The sequence below is a fragment of the Ruminococcus sp. AM26-12LB genome, from assembly GCF_003480785.1.
Lineage (GTDB): Bacteria > Bacillota > Clostridia > Lachnospirales > Lachnospiraceae > Blautia_A > Blautia_A fusiformis.
The window spans coordinates 101,570-122,828 of record NZ_QUJX01000007.1 but is presented as its reverse complement, the minus strand read 5'-3'; the positions used below and the strand labels follow the sequence as shown (position 1 = coordinate 122,828).

The window sequence follows — 21,259 nt, the reverse complement described above, 5'->3', positions numbered from 1 at the left end:
CATCACTCCCTGGAATCTCTGAACATGTCTCCTGGTTTCAACTGATATCCCCGAAGGAACGCATCCGCTTCCATGCGTTTTTTGCCTTCCAGCTGCACTTCATGGAGCACGAGTACCTTCTGGCCGCATGCTACCTGGATTCCTCCTTTGTCAGCGGCTATCACAGTTCCCGGTGCTTCCTGTGCCTGTTTTTCCAGAACAGAGCTCTTCCAGACCTTCAATGTTTTTCCATTGATAAAGGTAAAAGCGCTTGGCCATGGATCAAGGCCTCTTACCAGACGCTCCAGTTCTTCCGCATTTTTGCTGAAATCCAGAAGCCCCATTTTTTTGGAGATCATGGCAGCATATGGTGTTGGACTCTCCTCCGGCTGTTTCTCGCGGGTTGCAGTTCCGTCAAAAATGGACGGTAAAGTCTGTACCAGAAGCTCTGCACCCGCCTGTGCGAGCTTATCAAACAAGCTTCCACCTGTCTCATCTTTGGCAAGCGGAACCACGATCCTGGAAATCATATCACCGGTATCCAGACCGGTTCCCATCTGCATAATGGTAACGCCGGATTCTTTTTCACCGTCGATCACCGCCTGCTGGATCGGTGCAGCTCCACGATATTTGGGAAGCAGAGACGCATGGATATTGATACATCCGAATCTCGGCATATCCAGGATGCTCTTTGGAATGATCTGCCCGAATGCCGCAACAATGATGATGTCCGGTGCAAGATTTTTCAGTTCTTCCACAAATTCAGGATCTCTTACCTTCACCGGCTGCAGTACCGGGATCCCGTGTTTCAGTGCTTCTTCTTTTACAGGAGTAGGCATCATAGTTTTGCCTCTGCCCTTCGGTTTGTCCGGCTGTGTGATCACAGCCTCCACTTCATATCCGTTCTCTGCCAGTGCTGCAAGAGGCGCCACCGCAAAGTCCGGAGTTCCCATATAAATAATCTTCATAGTATCCCGCCTTTAGTCTTCTTCATCATAAGTTACCTTGTGAAGTTCTCCCTCCACAAGTTCTGTATACATTTTTCCATCCAGATGGTCAATCTCATGACAGAACGCTCTTGCCAGAAGGCCCTCTCCCTCGTAGATCTGTTCGTTCATATTTATATCAAGTGCTTTTACCTTCACATAGTTCGGACGTGTTACCTGTCCTGCCATTCCCGGAACGCTCAGGCATCCCTCATCACCGGTCTGCTCGCCGCTTGTCTCAAGGATCTCCGGATTGATCAGCACGATCGGGCCCTCACCTACATCGATGACAACGATACGTTTCAGGATTCCTACCTGTGGTGCAGCGAGGCCAACACCCATTGCATCATACATGGTATCCAGCATATCTGTGATCAGTTCCCCGATCCTCGGTGTCATTTTGTCTACTGTCCGGGATTTTTTTGTCAGTACAGAATCCCCCTGTACACGGATTGTTCTAAGTGCCATTTTTCTTCTCCTTTAATTCATATCAAATTGAATGTATATTTTCCGGAATCCGGAATTTATCTCTATATATTTCTCCAGCTTCTCTCTGACTGCTGTGAGAAAGCAGATATCCCTGTGCTTCAGATGGATCACCTGACGATAAACATCCTTTACCTTACCTACCGATGCAGCTGCAGGTCCGATCATGTGAAGCTCTTCCTTCGGACTTACCCTACGGATAAAAACTTCTATATAATACATGGCATTTTTCAGAAGTTCTTCATCCTGGCAGGCGCCAAAAACAGTCATCATATGGGCTGCCGGCGGATAGTCCAGAAGCATCCGATACCCCATTTCTTCTTTATAAAATTTCTTATAATCCTGAATAGCCGCAGCCTGGATACTGTAATGCTCCGGCTGATATGTCTGGATCACCGCCTGCCCCGGCCGATTCCCTCTGCCGGAACGTCCAACTGCCTGAGTCAGAAGCTGGAATGTACGCTCCCCGCAGTGATAGTCATCCATATTCAGCGAAAGATCTGCTGCAATCACTCCTACCAGAGTCACATTCGGAAAATCATGTCCCTTGACGATCATCTGGGTCCCCACCAGAATATCTGCCTCATGCTTTGCAAAAGAAGCCAAGATCTTCTCATAGCTGTCCTTGGTCCTTGTGGTATCAAAATCCATTCGAAGTACCCTGGCTTTCGGGAATTCTTTTTCAATGACCTTCTCGATCTGCTGGGTTCCTGCCTTAAATCCACCAATGTGCGGTGAACCACAAGACGGACAGATTTCCGGTTTCACAGTCTCATAGCCGCAATAATGACAGATCAGACGATTGCCATTGTGTTCACTTAGAGATACATCACAGTGGGGACATTTCATAACGTGACCGCAGGCTCTGCAGGAAACAAAGCCCGCATATCCTCTCCGGTTCAGAAACAGCATGGCCTGTTCTCTTCTTTCAAGGACCTGCTCCAGATCCCTCTTCAGCTCCAGACTCAGTACCGAGCGGTTTCCTTTCTTTAATTCTTCCCGAAGATCCACGATTGATACCTGTGGAAGAGGCCTTTCCTCATAACGTGCGTTTAACTTTACCAGAAGATATTCTCCGTCACAGGCATGACTGTAGGCTTCCAATGACGGAGTGGCTGATCCCATGACCACACGGGCATGTTCCATTCGTGCCCTCTCAATGGCAGTCTCACGTGCATGGTACCTTGGCGTATTCTCACTTTTGTAGGTGGGTTCATGCTCTTCGTCGATAACGATCAGTCCCAGATCTGAAAACGGTGTGAACAGTGCGGATCTGGGTCCTACCATCACCTGGATCTCACCACGTTTTGCTCTTTTGAACTGATCATAACGTTCTCCCTGGGAAAGTCTGGAGTTCAGAACCGAAACCTTATCTCCGAACATGGCATAAAAGCGCCTGACTGTCTGATAAGTAAGCGCGATCTCAGGGATCAGCACGATCGCCTGTTTTCCCTCCTCCAGTACCTTCTGGATCAGGCGCATATAAACCTGGGTCTTTCCGCTTCCGGTCACTCCGAAAAGAAGTGCAGGCCTTGGGTCCGGCTCCTGCCATTCCCGAAAGATCTGCTCTGCCGCCAAAAGCTGTTCCTGGTTCAGACTCAGCTCCATGTTCTCCTTCACCAGGCCGAGCCCCTCGGGAATGCGATACATTTCCTGACTTTCAATAGTTATCAGACCTTTTTTTTCAAAAAAATCAAGAACGGAAATGCCGGCTCCAAGCTCTTTGGAGGCATAGGTATAATCCAGGCTCCCGGCCTCCAGGATTGCCCGAAGGAACCGCTCACGTGCTTTAAAGCGGCTGCCTTCCAGCTTGCCAAGAAGTGCCTGACCCTCTTCCTTTTTTCCTGTAAAAAAAATCAGCCTTTTCTCTTTTGCACGGACCTTGTCTTTTACAGGCAGAACTGTTTTCAGCGCCTGGATCATGGTGGAGCCATAGGTCTCCTTCATCCAGGCCGCAAGTGCGATCAGCCGAGATTCTGTTGTCTCACTGTCTGTGGACACTCCCCGGATCTCCTTGAGCTTTGACGCATCATATTTTGCCGTTCCGGAGATCCCGGTCACATAGCCTTTCCGAAGGGTATTTCCCTTTCCGAAGGGCACTGTGACCACAACTCCGGGTTTTATTGCCTGCACCAGCTCCTCAGGTACACGATACTGAAAATCCCGGTCCAGCTTTTCATGAGAAATATCAATGATCACATCTGCATAGATCATCCATTTACGCTTTCTGATCTTCTTCCAGGATCTCCCGGATCAGTACACGCTCATCCATGGGATATTTCTTACCCTTGATCTCCTGATAATCCTCATGGCCCTTTCCGGCAAGGACGATGATATCTCCCGGCTCACCGTGATGGATCGCGTAGGCGATCGCCTCTTTACGATCCGGGATCTCTACATATTTTCCATCTGTTTTTGCCATTCCGATCTTGATATCATCGATGATGGCCTGTGGATCCTCATCTCGCGGATTATCTGAAGTAATGATGGTCAGATCTGCCATCTTTCCTGAAACCTCACCCATCTCATAACGGCGCAGCTTGGAACGGTTTCCGCCACAGCCAAACAGGCATACCAGTCTGTGCGGATCATATTCCTTCAGTGTTCCGAGAAGGCTCTCCAGCGCCATGGCATTATGTGCGTAATCGATCATCAGTGTAAATTCGTCAGATACCTTGATCATCTCAATACGGCCTTTGACCCTGGCCACCTTCAGAGCTTTGATGATATTCTCCTCGGATACCTTAAAATGGCGGCAGATGGCAATGGCAGTCAGAGAATTGTAAATGCTGAACTTACCTGGAATATCGATCTCCACAGAAAAATCCATAAGTCCCTTAACATGATAGGAAATTCCCAGATAGCCCTTTCTTCCTACGAGTCTGGCGCCCTCTGCACGGAGATCTGCTTTTTCGGAAAATCCATAGGTTTCAAGTTTACAGGTGTGGCCTTCGATAATGCGGTCAAAGTGTTCATCGTCACGATTTACGATACCAACCTTACACTGTTTGAGAAGCATGGATTTGCAGTGCAAATAATCATCAAAGTCCTTGTGCTCATTCGGTCCGATATGATCTGGTTCAATATTTGTGAAAATTCCAAAATCAAACACAAATCCCTGGGTTCTGTGAAGCATCAGTCCCTGTGAGGAAACCTCCATAACGACCGCATCGCAGCCTGCTTCTACCATATCATGAAAATATTTCTGTACCATATAGGATTCCGGTGTCGTGTTGGCTGCCGGGATATGCTTCTCCCCGATAACAGCCTCGATGGTTCCGATCAGACCAACCTTATATCCGGCATTCTCAAGGATCGATTTCACCATATAGGTTGTAGTTGTTTTTCCTTTGGTTCCGGTGATACCGATGGTTTTGAGCTTTTCTGCCGGATGTCCGAACCATGCTGCTGAAATAAAGGCCATGGCGTAACGGGTATCCTCTACCTGGATCACTGTCACATCCTCCGGTGCCTCCACCGCTTCTTCCACGATGAGTGTCTTCGCACCCTTTGCCACAACATCAGGTATAAATTTATGTCCATCCACGACCGCACCTCTGATGCAGATAAAAAGGCTCCCTTCTTCTACTTTGCGGGAATCATATACAACAGAAGAAACCTCCTGCTCTGTACTTCCCTGAAGGCATTTGTATTCAAGATGTTCCAATAAGGATAAAAGATTCATTTTTCTCCTCCATCTTCCCTTTTTCCGGTCTGACGGGCAGCACACCGGAGGCGGGAAATATACTGTTCTTATTTTCTGTACATACCATATAGAATAGCACACCTCCCCCCTGTTTTCAACGTTTCTTTGAGGTACGGCCGCCTTGTAAAATATCAGCTTGTTACTGTTCACTCCGTTCTCAGTAACATCAGCTTTTTCCATAAATATCCGCATATTTTTTCCGGAGCCAGATGCCGCCCAGCACAGTCACCAAAGCTGTCACTGCCAGAAGCGTCCACAAATCCCTCCTGGTATCATCTCCGGTCTTCGGATGTGTGGACGCAGTTCTTGCCATCTGTATCTGACCGGAAGCCGGACCCTGGTCATCTCCCTGCAAAGGCAGCCCTTCTTCCGGCGTAATAGCCACCTCTCCTTTTACCATGACAGAAGCGGAGGCCTCCATCAATCGCTCTCCGGTTTCCTGGCTTGTGACCGTCACCTGGTTAAAAAGCTTCTGATCCGCTGTTTTTCCCGGGATCTTCACCACAGCCTGAAGAGAAACTGCCTCTCCCGGCGGGATCTGTTGGATCATTGCCTTTGTACAGCTGCTGTTGAGCGTTACACCTTCCTGCTCCAGAAACTGTGCATGGATCCCTGCTGCCTGAAAGCGCTCCGTTCCCACAACCGAATGAAGCGTTTTTTCACCGGTATTCACGATACAGATCTGATAGGTCACAGTCTCACCCGGTGCAGCGGTTTCTTTGTCTGCAGTTTTCTTTACAGAAAGATCCGCCTTCAGTGCCTCCAGAGCATTTATAGTGGAGGCGTTCTTCCGGATCACCTCATCCGCTCTGTCCTTCACCCTGGCCTCTGCTTCCACCTGGTGCTCCAGATCTTTTTCCTGTTCATCCAGAAGCGGCGCCTGTACATAAAAGCTCCTGCTCTCTCCGGCTTTTAATTCTGCAAATTCCGCCACAGCTCCTTCTGTCAGAAGGCCTTCTGCATCTTCCCACAGCTGCCGGATCTTAGGGCAGGAAAGGCTACTGGTCAGACGGATATCTGCAAGATCCAGCTTTCCGGTATTAGCGATCTCCACCTGATAACGGATGGTCTGCCCTGCTTTCATTTTTTCATTCTGTGCAGTTACCGACAATTCCATATCAGCCTCAGCAGCCTCCACGTCCAGCATAGGCGAGATCCCCTCTGCGATCACCAGCTCTTCCCCGTTTTCTTCTGTCATGAGAAAGGTTCCCGCACCGGTACAGTCCTTCTGGAGCGGTTCCTCCTGAGTCACAGGATAACTGCTTTTCTCTGCCGGAAAACGGTATTCCTGCCGCAGAATCAGCGGGATACGGAAAAAGATCTCATCCTGCCCGTTCTGCTCCACGTTCAGCACGCTTTCCAGCTTTGTGATCTCTGTCGCTTCACCGCTCTGACTCCTTACAGAAATCTGCTGTGCAGCCATATTTTTCGGGACAGAATCCGTTTCCAGAACAAAATACTCCGAAATATACGTGACCAGCGTCAGCTTTTGCGTCTCCTCAGACTCACCTTCCTCTTCATTCCCTACATTTTCCCCTCCGGGCGACGTTCCTTCCGGTGTGAGCGGACCCGTTTTCTCCTGCTCTTCATCCTCCGGCTGTACTGTTTCCCCGGATGCCAGCTGCTCCACGTGCTCATATCCTTCCTCCATTTCTATTCCGATTCCTTCCACAACCTTATCCACCGGCAATTCCTGTTCTGCCTTCTCTTCCTGCTGCAAGTCATCCTCATCCTCTGGTAGCTCCTGTTCTGGCTCTTCTTCCTGCTGCAAGTCATCCTCCGGCAGCTCCTGCTCTGGCTCCTTTTCCTGCTGCCAATCATCCTCTGGCAGCTCCTGCTCCGGCTCTTCTTCCTGCTGCAAGTCATCCTCCGGCAGCTCCGGTTCTATCTCTTCTTCCTGCTCCACCGATGGATCTTCAATCTTCTGAAGTTCATCGTCCCACTTCTCATTTTTCTCCTTATCCTCCGAAAACCTTCTCCCGGACAGCCATTCATTCAGGCCGCGAATCCGGATTCCAAGCTCCGCCTGTCCGGATTCTATGTCTTTCCAGAACACACTCTGATCGATAAACGGTGCCTGTCCCGGCAAAAAATCTGCTCCCAGAGTCAGCTCCGGTTCTATTGTTCCTCCCAGCATGGCTCCTGCCAGCACTGTCACAATTCCGGCTTTCTTCATCTGTTTCCATATTCTGTTTTTCATGGCTCTTCCTCATTTCTGCCTGATCTGGCATTTCTTATACACATGTTTTTTTTACAGAAACTTACTTTTCCACAGACAAAGGCATCCCTCCCCGGCAAATGGTGCATGATCAATGTTTTTTTCGATAAAATAAAATGGATTTCTGCATCGAAACGATGCGTGAACAGATCCCGCAGAATGCAGGATCAAGACTTTTTCAATGTATCACATTTTCAGACCATGCGCAACCGGATATAAAAATTATAAAGTTTGTTTAAACTTTCTTTATAAATTTTCCATTTCTTTTAGATTAACGACATATTTTAAACATATTTTCTCTATATAATAGGTGTTGGATAGATGAAAAACCACTCTCTATCTCCCCCCCTCAAAAAATAGTAGGAATCAAACCGTCTGACTGGATCAGGCGGTTTTTCCTGTCTCGGAAAACACTCGATTTTCTATTGCATTTCCCACATAGGTCTTTTATAATAAAATATAATACTCGTGCATCGTTTTCGATGTACTCGTTACTGAATACAGTAACTGATTTCATTCCAATTTTTAAGAGAAACGAGGTATTTCCTATGAGCGAAAAAACCGTAGTAGTTGCATTAGGCCACCGGGCACTTGGCACCACACTTCCAGAGCAAAAAACAGCTACAAAACTCGCAGCGAAGGTAATCGCAGATCTGGTAGAGGAAGGAACCCGCGTAGTGATCTCCCACAGCAACGGTCCGCAGGTAGGGATGATCCACACCGCAATGAATGAATTCGGTAAGGCACATCCTGATTATACATTTGCACCAATGTCCGTATGTTCCGCCATGAGCCAGGGTTATATCGGCTATGACCTTCAGAACGCCATCCGTGCTGAGCTTATCTCCAGAGGGATCTACAAACCGGTCAGTACAGTTCTGACACAGGTTGTCATCGATCCATACGATGAAGCATTTGCAGAGCCGGAGAAGATCATTGGACGTGTTCTTAACGCAGAAGAGGCCGAGGCTGAAGAAGAAAAAGGAAACTTTGTCACAAAGGTGGGCGAGGGCCAGTACAGACGTATCCTTGCAGCACCGAAGCCACAGAAGATCGTAGAGATTGAAACCGTAAAGGTCCTCTCTGCAGCAGAGCAGATCGTCATTGCCGCAGGCGGCGGCGGAATCCCGGTTCTTGAGCAGGGAACTCAGCTGAATGGTGCCAGCGCCATCATCGAGAAAGACCTGGCAGCAGGACTTCTTGCAGAAGAACTGAACGCTGACACTCTGATGATCCTTACAAGCGTCGAGAAAGTAAGCCTTGACCATAATACGGATCACGAATCTTATCTGGATACTATTTCCACAGAAGATGCCAAGAAATATATTGCCGGCAAACAGTTTGCGGCAGGCTCCATGCTTCCTAAGATCGAAGCAGGTGTTTCCTTCGTGGAGAAGGGAACCGGACGCCGTACCATCATCACAGACATGGCCCATGCAAAAGACGGCTACCGTGAGAAGACCGGAACTATCATTAAATGATCATTTTACGGACTCAGAATACAAAGTGAACTATAAAACTTCACTTTACATAAAAATATCCCGCAGACGGCTGCTGGTCTTACCGGCAGCTCTGCGGGATATTTTTATATTGTCTGGCTGTCCGATCACTGTTCCACAGTTGATCGGACAGCTAGCATTTACATAGATTTTCGCTCAGCGATCTCAGCCATCTTCGCCTCATTCAGGCGGGTATCTCCATGGACACGGCTGTAGGAAAGATATCCGTTCATACGGTCGATCTTGGTCAGGTTTCTGGAACCGCAGACAGGGCATACATCCATCTCCAGTTCCTCATGACCACAATCGTCACAGTATGCAAGAGAAAGGTTCACTCCCTCATAATATCCCAGATCCATGGCTCTGCGGATCAGTGTACGGATAGCTTCCTTATTGTAGCCGATCGGATAACGTACATACTGAATCTTACCGCCATTGCAGAGCTCCCAGAAACGTCCCTCCAGATCCTGTTTCTCGATCGGAGTCACATCCTCTGTTACATGGCAGTGGAAGCTGTTGCTCACATATGGTCTGTCAGAAACGCCCTCAATGATTCCATACATCTTACGGAACTGCTCTACCTGCAGGCCACAAAGACTCTCTGCCGGTGTTCCGTAGATCGCATAAAGATAACCATCTTCCTTCTTGTACTGATTTACCTTGTCATTGATATATTTCAAGACCTCCAGAGCAAACGCCCCATCCTCGGCAATGGATTTGCCATTGTAAAGTTCCTGAAGCTCATTTAACGCTGTGATACCGAAGGAAGCTGTCATAGGCTTCAGGATCTTGCCAATCTTTTCATTCGGTTTCAGATGTCCGCCGTAGAAACCGCCTTCACAATATGCAAGCGGGTTGGTGGATGCACGCATCTGTCCCAGATATTCGTAAGTGCGAATATGCAGGTTACGGATCATTTCCAGATAGAAATCCAGAACCTCATAAAAATCTCTGCTCTCCGCTCTGGCTTTTGCAAGGATCATCGGAAGATGAAGGCTTACCGCACCAATGTTAAAACGTCCCACAAAAACAGGCGTATCATTCTCATCCGCCGGCTCCATACCGCCACGCTCATACCACGGACTTAAGAAAGCACGGCATCCCATCGGGCTGATGACCTTCTTGTATTTCCTGTACATACTGGAAATATAGCCTGCGCCGGACATAGACAGCCAGTCCGGATACATGGTTTTGGAGGAACACTCCACACCAGCCTCAAAAATATCCTCACAGCACTTTCCTGGACCATGGATCTCTTTGTCATAAAGGAATACGATCTTCGGGAAAAGTACCGGTTTCTTGTGTCCGGCCTTACCCTGTCCTCCCTGATGGACCTCAAGAAGGGAAATCGTACACATCTTCTCAAACTGCTCGGTTCCGAGACCAAGTGTCACCGTAACAAACGGATAATCACCTCTGGAAGAACCGACGGTATTCAGCTTGTACTCAATTCCCTGCCAGCCCTGATCATAATCCCTGCGGACCTTATCAAGAGCATACTCAATAGCTCTCTCCTCACGGCCACTCCAGCTCTCGTCCGAGTATTTCATAAATTCGGAAATATATTTATCATAGCTCTTCTTTGCATACGGTGCCAGGATCTTATCAACCTCCGGCACTGTAAAGCCACCATACTGCTGTGCTGCTGTACTGAGAATGATATCCCCCATAACATCAAAGGCTGTATCCAGAGTCTTCGGCTCGTTATACCAGACATTACCCATCTCAAAACCGCCACTTAAAACAGCTGCCACATCGAACAGACAGCAATTCATGGTATCCAGACGTGCAGACTGGTCATGAATATAAATGTAGCCGTCCTTACATGCCTGAAGCTCATTACGGTTCATAAAAAACTTCCGATAGAGTTCCTTGTTCAGCTCATTAAAGATCAGGCTTCGTTTCGTGGCAACAAGGGCGCTGTCTGTATTGGCATTACTTTTATCACCGATATAACGGATCGCCTGACTCTTGGTATAGACATCATCCATCATATGGATAAAATCCAGCTTGTAATTCCGATAATCACGGTAGCTCTTGGCAACTGCCGGATTCACACGCTCCAGAGCCCCCTCCACGATATTGTGCATCTCCTGGATCTCAATCTCATTCTTTCCAAGGGAATCCGCATGCTCCTGGGCAAAACGGCAGATAAAATCCTTCTCCTCGTCTGAAAAAGTATAAAGAATACGCTCTGCGGATTTGTTCACGGCAGCCACGATCTTCTGCGGATTAAACTCCTCTCTTGTCCCGTCTTTCTTGATCACATATAACATTGCTCATCCCTCCCTGTGCTATATATAAGTCGCTATGCAAAATACTATATATAGTACCTATATCTTCTATATATTGTTCTTCATCTATATGTTGTGCTAGGCATGAGTATAACACAGCTGAGGAGAAAAGAAAAGGGATATTTCTGTATACACGAAAATACAGACACTTAGCACTGCCTGATCTCACTGCAGAAATATTCTCACAAATTTGTTCCGATCCAGTCTGCAAGAAAATCCCATAATTTTGGAAGCAGAATGGCCAGTGTCACTATAAACCATATGATCCAGCCTGCCCCGCTGCTTTTCTGATCTTTTTTTTGCTGTTTTTTTCCCTGTTCTAAAACTTCTGCACGATTTCTGCCCACCGTTGTTTTATTCCTGGTATTAACTGCCGCTGCAGTCTTACGTCCGGCTGCTGCACCTGTATTCCGGCTTCTGGTTAGATTCCGATTCAAATCGGTATTGCGGCTTGCATTCGTATTCCGATTTATGTTTGTATTCCGGTTTGCGTTCGTATTCCGGTTTACGTTTCCGTTATGTTGTGTTGTTTGATCAGCATCCTGTCCATACTGCCGCATCATATCCCGCACTTTGGCGGAAGCATGTTTATAATGTATCTCCCGGGGCTCATTCAAATGATATAACACCTCATCATTTCTGTAAGGCATCCCACATAATGAACACCTGCCATTTACAACCTTACCCCCACAAACCTGACACCTTTGACCTGCCATAAGCTCCCTCCATTCTATCCGTCAAAACGGATATTTATATTTCCGTCGTAAACATAAGCATTCTTTTTTCAGTATATCACACCAGGCATTTAATACCCAGCATTTTTCTACGATACCCCAAAAGACTTCCCCTCTCATTATATTGCCACTCCACCCATTTTCTGCTATAATACCCCACAGAGCAATAAGCCTAAAAATCATCAGGAGGAGCCGATAATGAATACAATCACAATCCCCGCAACCTATCATGCAGACCTGAACCTCCATGACACACAGATTGCGATCAAAACAGTAAAAGATTTCTTCCAGCAGACACTCTCACAGAAGCTGAACCTTCTTCGAGTATCCGCTCCAACATTTGTAGCACCGGAATCCGGCCTTAATGACAACCTTAATGGTGTAGAGCGCCCGGTAAGCTTTGATATCAAGGCTATCGAAGGAAGCAACGCCGAAATCGTACACTCCCTTGCCAAATGGAAACGCTACGCACTGAAAAAATACGGATTTTCTCACGGAGAAGGTCTTTACACAGATATGGTAGCCATCCGCCGGGATGAAGATCTGGACAATATCCACTCTGTTTACGTAGACCAGTGGGACTGGGAAAAGATCATCTCCAAAGAAGAACGTTCCATGGAGACTCTCAAGGAAACCGTACGCACCATTTACAGTGTCCTTCGTAAAACTGAGAAATACATGGCTGTACAGTATGACTACATCGAGGAGATCCTTCCGAAGGATATCTTCTTTATCACAACTCAGGAGCTTCTTGACATGTATCCGGACTGTACACCGAAGGAACGTGAATATCGGATCACCCGTGAAAAGGGCGCTGTCTTCCTTATGAAAGTCGGCAAAACCCTCACCAACGGCGAGCGCCACGACGGACGTGCCCCGGACTATGATGACTGGGAACTGAACGGTGATATCCTCGTATACTATCCGGTACTTGACATTGCCCTTGAGCTTTCCTCAATGGGAATCCGTGTTGACGAGGACGCACTTGACCGTCAGCTTACCGAAGCAGGCTGTGATGACCGAAGAGAGCTTCCATTCCAGAAAGCAATCCTGAACAAAGAGCTTCCGTACACCATCGGTGGTGGTATCGGACAGTCCAGGATCTGTATGTTCTTCCTTCGTAAAGCACACATCGGAGAAGTACATGTCTCTCTCTGGCCGAAGGAGATCACAGATGCTGCAGAGACACACGGACTTCAGCTTCTCTAAAACAGCCTACAGATTTATTTATAATTTTCGCGGAAATGAGGTAATAACGTGAACATTCTGTTTTTTCTGATTCCCAAAAGCGAAGTAGCCTACATCTTTGAGGATGAAACTCTTCGCCAGACCCTCGAAAAAATGGAGCACCGCAAGTACTCCTGCATTCCTATCCTCACCATGGACGGCAAATATCTCGGCACCATCTCAGAGGGAGATCTCCTCTGGGGCATGCGCCGTGCAGATATCCACGACATCAAGGAAACAGAGGGAATCCCAATCATGGCGATTCCACGCCGTGCCACCTACAAACCGGTCCATGCAGATTCCAATATGGAAGATCTCCTGGATCGCGCCATTAATCAGAACTTCGTACCGGTGGTAGATGACCAGGGCTCCTTCATCGGAATCATAACCAGAAAATCTATCATCAAATACTGTTACAACGAAATAAAAGCCGCACAAAAAACTGCCGGTGAAGAAATCCACTGAGCAGCGGAAAGAAAAAGGATGGCTTCCGTTCCTGCACAGGTAGGAATCGGAAGCCATCCTTTTTTGATCCGGCAGTTGTATTCCGGATTTTTATTTTATTTTTTCGCGGATCATACTCAGTGCATCTTCATCTGCCACAACCGTGAGATCCGGGTGAAGCTGCAGGATAGATGCCGGAACCTTCGGTGTGATCGGTCCGTACAGGGAATTATACAGGGCTTCTGCCTTGGATGTTCCCGTTGCCACAAGAAGGATCTTTTTTGCAGCCATGATATTCCCGATTCCCATAGTGTAGGCCTGTTTCGGGACCTCATCCATGCTTTCAAAAAACCTTGAATTGGCCCTGATGGTACTTTCTGTCAGATCCACACAATGGGTTTCTTTTTCAAAGGCATCTCCTGGTTCATTGAAGCCGATGTGTCCGTTCCCGCCGATACCAAGCAGCTGCATATCCACACCTCCGGTTTGCCGGATGATTTCGTTATACTGTGCACATGCCTTATCGCTATCCTCTTCCAGTCCGTCAGGCACAAAGGTCCGTGCTTTGTCAATATTTACATGGTCAAAGAGATTATGATCCATAAAATAGCGGTAGCTCTGGTCATTGTCGCCGGAAAGTCCCTTGTACTCATCCAGATTCACACTTGTCACCCTGGAAAAATCCAGATCCCCTTTTTTGTACCATTCTACCAGTTGTGCATACATGCCCACAGGCGTGGAACCGGTAGCCAGTCCAAGAACTGCATCCGGTTTCATGATAATCTGTGCAGACATGATATTGGCTGCTTTTCTGCTTACATCCTGATAATCTTTTCCTGCGTAAATAATCATAGTTTTTTCCTCAGCTCTTATTCTGCGATCAGTTTATCCAGAAGCTCCTTGGCCATACGGATATCTTTTTTCTGTTCCTCACCGGAGATCTCACGCTCAATGGTAATATCTCCCTGATAACCGATCTCTTTCAGCTTTGCAATAAATGCAGAATAATTTACTTTACCCTGGCCAAGGGGAACCTCATCACCCAGATGATGTCCATCTGTTGGATATTTTCCATCTTTTCCGTGAATTCCCATGACATACTCACCGAAAACCTCCAGAGCATCTACCGGATTTGCCTTTCCGTACATGATCAGGTTTGCAGGATCAAGGTTAATTCCCACATTTCCTTTTCCGACAGCTTTCTCAATATCCTGGATCGCACGCTTTAATGTTACAGGAGTCTCCTGTCCTGTTTCAAACAGGAAGTTCTGACCATTTTCCTTACATTTTTCCACAATAGCCTTACATGCAACCAATACTTCCTCGTATTTCGGGTCGTATGGATTTTCCGGCATATAGCCAACGTGTGTTGCCAGGTCTGTCACATGGATCTTTTTCGCAAAGTCAGAACCTTCCATAAGCATCTTCAGTCTCTCAACTCTGTAATCAGACGGAATCAGGCCAAGTGTCAGCTGTCCTTCATAGAAATCCCATACTCTGCGGCCTTCCCATCCGCACCAGAATGCGGTTGCGTGGATCCCGTATTTCTCCAGACCTTTATTAATAGCCTCTGCCATAGCATCGTCCTGAAGTGTTGGACGATCCCAACATACCAGCTGGCAGCTATCCACACCCATTTCCTTCAGCTCCGCAAATTTTGCATCAATATCTGTATTGCTTGTAAATTCGATCAAAACTCCAACTTTCATAGGTTCTGTTCTCCTTCCAGTATTATCTCATATTATACTACTTATACCACCAAGATCAGCCTTTTACCGCACCGGCAGTAATACCACCTACAATATGCTTCTGCATCACAACAAAGAAGATAAGACTCGGTATCATGGACATTACGATTCCGGGAAGTGCATGCTCCCAGTCTGCTGTCTGTGCGGAAAACTGCATGTACAGTGCATTCTGGATATTCATTGCCACTGTGTTTCCGCCAACGATCAGCTGGTTGGTGATGATATCATTCCAGGTTGCCAGTGCATCCAAAACAACGACCGTCGTGAGGATCGGTTTCAGAAGCGGAAGTACAATGCTGAAATAGGTGCGGATCTTACCTGCGCCGTCAATACATGCACACTCTTCCAGATCGATAGGAACATTTTTTACAAATCCATGGATCATGTATACTGCCAGAGGCATACATAAGCCCACACTTACCAGAATATATCCGGTTCTTGTTCCAGTCAGTTTCACGTTGGAAACCAGTCTTGTCAAGGTGATCATGTAAGACTGGAACGGAACCATCATCGGCATGATGATCAGAACAAAGCATATTTTGCTAAGTCTGCTTTTTGTTCTTGCGAGCTTATAGGCTGCCATCGGCGCCATAAGCACTACCAGGATGACAGTGCAGAATGTATAAAGCAATGTATTAAAGATCAGAGACGGGAAACCGAATTTCGTCCAGGTCTCCATATACATCTTCAGGCTCCATGACTTGGGCAGAGCCAGAAAGTCCTGCAGCATATCATTATAGGGTTTAAATGAGTTTATAAAGATCAATACCAGCGGCATCAGCCAGAAGATCGCACATACAAAAATAATGATCGTCAGTGCATTCACCTGCCGCAGGTTCTTTGGTTTCTTCTTCATTATGCCTCAACCTCCTTACTCTTGGTAATCTTCATCTGAATTGCTGTAATGATCAGAACAAATACTACAAATACAAGAGATTTGGCAGTAGCAAGACCATATTTGCTGTTAACAAAAGCTTCCTTATAAATATTATACGCAACGGAAACAGTTGAATTCGCAGGTCCGCCCTTTGTAAATACCATGATAATATCGAATAACTTAAACGCAAATGTCATTGATGTCAGCATACAGATCGAGATCGCAGGCATGATCATCGGAATTGTGATCTTGCGGAATACCTGGAAAGAGGTTGCTCCGTCGATTCTTGCCGCTTCCAGAAGCTCTCCCGGAACTGCAATGATTCCTGCGATATAATTGACCATGTAAAAACCAAGATTCTGCCATACTGCCATGACAACAACTACATAAAAAGCAAGCTTCGGTGTTCCAAGCCAGCTCCAGTTAAAGAATTCCCATCCTGTAACACTGTAAAGAGCCTCAAAGCCAGGTCCCAGGATAAATTTCCAGATCAGACTGATCGCTGTCAGACTGATGATATAAGGAATATAATAAAAAGCACGACCAAGACTGTTCACTTTGTTCTCACGTGCCATTACGACAGCGACTGTGAGAGAAACAATGTTTACGATAACAACATAAAATACTGCAAATTTAAGAGTAAATCTGACACCTTTCCAGAAAAGCGGGTCAGCAGTAAAGATCTTCACATAGTTGGCAAGTCCTACAAATTCCATGTTCTTGCCGATTCCATTCCAATTAAATACCGAATAGTACAGATTCATTACAAATGGAATATCTGTGGCAAACAGTACAAAAACGACTGCCGGAAAGACAAACAATGCAAAAATTGCCAGATCCTTTGTTTTTTTGTTTTTCAATCCTATCCCCTCCAGAAATTCATTTTTTCTTTGGTTTATATTTGGGAAACAGGCAAAGCTGCTGCCTGTCTCCCTCTTTTGTCAGTTACATTCCGTCAGCCCAAAATCAACAAATCTGTTTCTCTTCGGCTCCTGGAGTTCCTTGTTACTCTGCTGATGTCCAGAAATCCTGGAAGAGCTGTGTTACTTCATCTGCGCTCATGTCTCCAAGCATGTAAGACTGGAGATACGGACCACACTCATCTGCGTAGCTGCCAGGAGCAATCGTGTGGATCCAGCCGTTTGTCTTTCCAGCGTCGATATAGGTCTTGGCATCATTTGCAAGAGCGCCGGTCACTTCCATATCAGACTTTGCACCAGGAACAGCTCCTACACCTTCTGCCATCCATTTCTGGCCTTCTTCGGATGTAAGGATAAACTCACAATACTCTTTTGCAAGATCCAGATTCTTGGAATCTTTATTTACAATATAAGTCCAGTTACAGGAGGATAATACAGTTGCATCATCTTCACCGGCGCCTACCGGGAATGGAAGAAATGCAAGATTTGCATCCGGATTAAAGGAATCCAGTGTAGACTGGCACCAGTCACCCATATGGATCATAGCTGCATCGCCGTTTGCAAGCATATTCTCTGATGTCTCCCAGTCAACCTCAAGCGGCTTGTCCGGACCATACTCTACAGCAAGATCAAGGAACTTGTAAAGGTTCTCCCAGTTAGGCATATCTGCAAATGCTGTCTCACCGGATTTGATCGCATCTACTGTCTCAGCAGCTGTTTTGTCTTTGTCGATCATGAAATGTGTTGCAACCTGTCCTAATACCCATGTTTCCTTTGCAGCAAGTGCAAACGGAGTGATGCCTGCATCCTTCAGCTTCTTGCATGCCTCTTCCAGCTCATCCATGTTTGTCGGAAGCTTGTCGATACCAGCTTTCTCAAAGCAGTCCTTGTTGTAGATCAGGCCCATGTTCTCATAGGTCCATGGAAGAGATTTTACATTTCCCTCGTCATCTTTTCCAAGGTTTACAGCGTCCTCATTGAACTTGTCCAGAACTTCTGTATCATTGCTCCAGTCGTAAGCATAATCATAGTACATTTTCGCTTTTGTTCCGGCCTCAGCATCAAATACGTCTGGTGTATCACCGGAGTTTACTCTGGACTGAAGCAGTGTGTCGTAATCGTTGGCTGCATGCTGTACATCAACAGTCACACCCGGATGTGATTTCTCGAAGGCTTTTACCATCTCGTCATATTCTTCCAGACCATAAGCATGTGCATCAAATACATTCAGTGTTACATTTTCTTCAGCATGTGCAGTTACCCCTCCTGCAACTACCATTGATGAGATCATTGCTGCTGATAACAGAATAGAAATCACTCTTTTTTTCATTTGCATATCCTCCTTTTGAATAGCTTTTTTTATTTTTCTCACTGCCTTTCAGTGAAAATTTCATTATTTGTTTTCGTGTGTGTTTACATACTCTTTTGCCGCATTCCACTCTTTAATCCCAAGCTGTACGGATCTTACTCCTTCGATCAAAGGAGCAACCTCTACAGGTTTATCTTCTCTGACGCATTCCTGGAAATATTTGATCTCTGTATAATATGGTCCCAGATTGGAGACATTGATTCCCGCCACATCACTCTCGCCTTCATATTCAGCTTTGAGCTCTGGCGTCTCCACAGTTCCGTCTTTCTTATATACTGTCAGGCTCGGTGACTGAGCACCGTTAAATTCTATCGTAGCATCCTCAAAATGTGCACGGAACGCTGCATGGAACTTCATTGCCGATGACTCATCCCAAATACCCTCTGCTGTAGCAAAAACATCTCCGAATTCATACTCCGTGATGATATGATTGATCATGCCACTTTCAAATCTGCTGGCTTTTACCTGGAAGCTGTCCGGCTCACCCAGCATATAACGCAGAAAATCAAGATCATGCACGTGAAGATCCAGCACAACGGAACCACTCTTTTCTTCATTATGGAACCAATCCTCAAATCCCCATTTCACATCTCCGCTGATACGCTCCATAGTAATGGATTTCAGCTTTCCGAATTTTTCTGTGTCGTAAGCTTCCTTCAGATATTTATATTCCTCAAAGGAACGTACTACCTGTCCTACCATAACCTTCTTCCCGGATCTTTTTTCTGCTTCAAGAAGCATCTGGCAATCCTCTTCGGTCAGACATACCGGTTTTTCCACCAGTACATTCATCCCTTTTTCCAGTGCCTTCACTGCATGTTCTGCATGCAGATAGCTTGGAAGACAGATATGTACAATATCCAGCTGCTCCTTTTCGATCAGTTCCATTCCGTATTCATATGTGGCAGCTTCCGGAAAATATGATGCCGCTTTGTCCAGAAATTCTTTTCTGCAGTCAGACAGGGCAACTACCTCAACATCATCCTCTTTTTCTGATAAGACTTTCAGGGATAAGTAATGAGTCGTTCCCATTCCGCCGCATCCAATCACGCCTATTCTCATCTCTCTACCTCTCTTTATTTGTCCAGTGGCCTAACTAATATTTCAAAAAATAAAAGTTTTTTGCAAAAACATCTGTGTTTCTTGTTACAAACTCTCTTTTTTGCTGTTCTTAGCTTGGATTTAGGATAGCATTCTTTGCCGTATCTGTCAACATTCTTTCCCGTTTTTTCGTCTTTCAATGTGCATTTCTTCTATAATAAACAATATCTCGAGTATTTTTTGTGCATTTTGCACATTTGTAATCAATTATTTCTATCACTGTACTATTTATCTCCGTTTTTTTACCAGTCTTCCGAAAAAATGCCTGTATTATATTGCTCTTCATTTTAGAATTGTCGTATTTTTATATTTTTCCTTCTATAAATAGTCAATATTTTCTTTGTACAGCCACATATTGATTATTTTCTGCATCTATGATAGGATATATTTAGTACGGAGACTTTACCATTTTTCGGTACCGTTTATTTTTAAAGGATTGGAGATGAAAAGAAACTATGAAACTTGTTAATCAGCAGGTTATTAAGAACACGAATATGAAACGGCTCTATACTTCCATCTATTCCAGTCCCGGAATATCCAGAGCACACCTTGCCAAGCAAACGAAGCTCAGCAAAACAACCGTATCTACTCTTGTAGATGAACTGATCGAACGGGGATTCATTGTGGACAACGGTATCGGAGAATCCGACAGCATCGGACGTAAGCCGAACTGCCTTCAGGTCCGGATGAACAGCTACTACGTTGTTGTCATGAACTGGCATGAAAATGCTGTCGAAGCTTATCTTGTGGACATTGCCGGTACTTCCGTCTTTCATGAATCACGGAAGCTTTCCGAAGACGAAAATCATGTCGCATGCTCCGGCTCCTGTTTCCAGGAATCCATTCTGGAACACTGTGCTCCTGACCGTATCCTTGGCATCTGCATAGTAATGTCCGCCATGATCGACGCCTCCAGCAATGAAGTATATTCCACGACCCTGAATCTGCCTTCCATGGAAAGCACTCAGATCATTAAATCTCTGAAGACTGCATTCCCGGGATACCCGGTTGATCTTCTCAATGATACCGCCTGCTATTCCTACGCGGAAAAGGTCTATGGCAATATAAAAGAGAAAAATTTTGCTTTTCTCAATTTCGGCCGCGGCATCGGTGCCACCCTTTTCACAGAAGGAAGCATGCTTGGAACTGCCAGTGGTTCCTCTACCCAGTTCGGCCATTATTCCATCGATCCTCACGGTCCGGAATGTATCTGCGGAAATCACGGATGTCTGGAAGTTATGATCTCGGAGCAGGCTCTGAAAAACAGGATCCCGGAATTCGGACAGATTCCATCCTTAAGCGCACTTTCAGAAATCACCTTCTCAGATCTGGGAAAGGCTGCCACCTTCCGCGATCCAACCGCTCTTGCTATGGTAAAGGAGATGGCATGGGAGCTGTCCATCGCCCTGAGTAATCTGATCAGTACCGTAAATCCATCTCTGATCGTTCTTGGCGGAAAGATTCCGGATCTTGGCGAATATTTTCTCAATGAAGTACGGGAAGACCTGAAAAAAACCGGGTTCCGCAGGATGGTAGATAACGTGACTGTCCGTTACTCCCAGCTCCAGAGTGATTCGTTCCTGAACGGAGCCATGAAATACTTTTTTGATATCCACTATTCTTTTACAAATCAGGATCCGACGAATTTTTTTATCGGATGATATAAGGAGG

Annotated in this window: 17 protein-coding genes; 4 read left to right on the top strand and 13 right to left on the bottom strand. The window is 46.1% G+C overall.

The features are described 5' to 3' along the window. Window positions 1-2 precede the first annotated feature (2 nt). From fmt to DW694_RS06900, 5 genes are all read right to left on the bottom strand, one after another. Window positions 3-947 carry a methionyl-tRNA formyltransferase gene (gene fmt / locus DW694_RS06920; RefSeq protein ID WP_118623414.1) on the bottom strand — a complete coding sequence of 315 codons (945 nt, stop codon included), beginning with the start codon at window positions 945-947 and terminating at the stop codon, window positions 3-5. Window positions 948-959: 12 nt separating this feature from the next. Then, window positions 960-1,433, bottom strand: coding sequence for a peptide deformylase (def, locus tag DW694_RS06915; RefSeq protein ID WP_118752746.1), 474 nt, complete (start codon window positions 1,431-1,433; stop codon window positions 960-962). 12 nt (window positions 1,434-1,445) lie between these two features. Continuing rightward, the gene (priA, locus tag DW694_RS06910; RefSeq protein WP_118752745.1) at window positions 1,446-3,665 is read right to left on the bottom strand and encodes a primosomal protein N'; all 2,220 of its coding nucleotides are present in this window, start codon (window positions 3,663-3,665) and stop codon (window positions 1,446-1,448) included. A 4-nt stretch (window positions 3,666-3,669) separates the two neighbouring features. Continuing rightward, complete coding sequence (locus DW694_RS06905; RefSeq protein WP_118752744.1) at window positions 3,670-5,136, bottom strand: UDP-N-acetylmuramoyl-L-alanyl-D-glutamate--2,6-diaminopimelate ligase; 1,467 nt, start codon at window positions 5,134-5,136, stop codon at window positions 3,670-3,672. 187 nt (window positions 5,137-5,323) lie between these two features. Beyond that, entirely contained in the window at window positions 5,324-7,357 is a 2,034-nt protein-coding gene (locus tag DW694_RS06900) for a DUF11 domain-containing protein (RefSeq protein WP_118752743.1), read from the bottom strand. A 566-nt stretch (window positions 7,358-7,923) separates the two neighbouring features. On the opposite strand from DW694_RS06900, the gene arcC reads away from it, so the two are divergent. Next, window positions 7,924-8,856, top strand: coding sequence for a carbamate kinase (gene arcC / locus DW694_RS06895; protein ID WP_015526125.1), 933 nt, complete (start codon window positions 7,924-7,926; stop codon window positions 8,854-8,856). 158 nt (window positions 8,857-9,014) lie between these two features. Here arcC and nrdD read toward each other — a convergent pair whose 3' ends face one another. Together nrdD and DW694_RS06885 are read right to left on the bottom strand one after the other, a co-directional pair. After that, window positions 9,015-11,150 (bottom strand): anaerobic ribonucleoside-triphosphate reductase, encoded by a 2,136-nt coding sequence (nrdD, locus tag DW694_RS06890; protein ID WP_015526126.1) that lies wholly within the window; start codon window positions 11,148-11,150, stop codon window positions 9,015-9,017. 200 nt (window positions 11,151-11,350) lie between these two features. Then, complete coding sequence (locus tag DW694_RS06885) at window positions 11,351-11,884, bottom strand: hypothetical protein (RefSeq protein WP_147420723.1); 534 nt, start codon at window positions 11,882-11,884, stop codon at window positions 11,351-11,353. A gap of 216 nt (window positions 11,885-12,100) precedes the next feature. On the opposite strand from DW694_RS06885, the gene asnA reads away from it, so the two are divergent. Together asnA and DW694_RS06870 are read left to right on the top strand one after the other, a co-directional pair. Further along, the gene (gene asnA / locus DW694_RS06875; RefSeq protein WP_015526128.1) at window positions 12,101-13,111 is read left to right on the top strand and encodes an aspartate--ammonia ligase; all 1,011 of its coding nucleotides are present in this window, start codon (window positions 12,101-12,103) and stop codon (window positions 13,109-13,111) included. A 48-nt stretch (window positions 13,112-13,159) separates the two neighbouring features. Further along, window positions 13,160-13,594, top strand: a complete 435-nt coding sequence (locus tag DW694_RS06870) for a CBS domain-containing protein (protein WP_021651604.1) — start codon at window positions 13,160-13,162, stop codon at window positions 13,592-13,594. A 90-nt stretch (window positions 13,595-13,684) separates the two neighbouring features. Here DW694_RS06870 and nagB read toward each other — a convergent pair whose 3' ends face one another. The 6 genes from nagB to DW694_RS06840 all read right to left on the bottom strand — a co-directional run bounded on the left by nagB (window position 13,685) and on the right by DW694_RS06840 (window position 19,549). Continuing rightward, window positions 13,685-14,425, bottom strand: a complete 741-nt coding sequence (nagB, locus tag DW694_RS06865; RefSeq protein WP_022426874.1) for a glucosamine-6-phosphate deaminase — start codon at window positions 14,423-14,425, stop codon at window positions 13,685-13,687. Window positions 14,426-14,442: 17 nt separating this feature from the next. Continuing rightward, entirely contained in the window at window positions 14,443-15,282 is an 840-nt protein-coding gene (locus tag DW694_RS06860; protein WP_022426873.1) for a sugar phosphate isomerase/epimerase family protein, read from the bottom strand. 55 nt (window positions 15,283-15,337) lie between these two features. Continuing rightward, window positions 15,338-16,177 (bottom strand): carbohydrate ABC transporter permease, encoded by an 840-nt coding sequence (locus DW694_RS06855; protein WP_022426872.1) that lies wholly within the window; start codon window positions 16,175-16,177, stop codon window positions 15,338-15,340. Then, window positions 16,177-17,058 carry a sugar ABC transporter permease gene (locus DW694_RS06850; protein WP_022426871.1) on the bottom strand — a complete coding sequence of 294 codons (882 nt, stop codon included), beginning with the start codon at window positions 17,056-17,058 and terminating at the stop codon, window positions 16,177-16,179. The genes DW694_RS06855 and DW694_RS06850 overlap by 1 nt, the downstream gene beginning before the upstream one ends. Window positions 17,059-17,203: 145 nt before the next feature. After that, complete coding sequence (locus tag DW694_RS06845; RefSeq protein WP_022426870.1) at window positions 17,204-18,448, bottom strand: extracellular solute-binding protein; 1,245 nt, start codon at window positions 18,446-18,448, stop codon at window positions 17,204-17,206. A 63-nt stretch (window positions 18,449-18,511) separates the two neighbouring features. After that, window positions 18,512-19,549: a Gfo/Idh/MocA family oxidoreductase gene (locus DW694_RS06840; protein WP_022426869.1), complete on the bottom strand. Its 1,038-nt coding sequence runs from the start codon at window positions 19,547-19,549 to the stop codon at window positions 18,512-18,514. A gap of 494 nt (window positions 19,550-20,043) precedes the next feature. Here DW694_RS06840 and DW694_RS06835 point away from each other — a divergent pair, with 494 nt between their 5' ends. Next, window positions 20,044-21,249, top strand: a complete 1,206-nt coding sequence (locus tag DW694_RS06835; protein WP_022426868.1) for an ROK family transcriptional regulator — start codon at window positions 20,044-20,046, stop codon at window positions 21,247-21,249. Window positions 21,250-21,259: the final 10 nt, after the last annotated feature.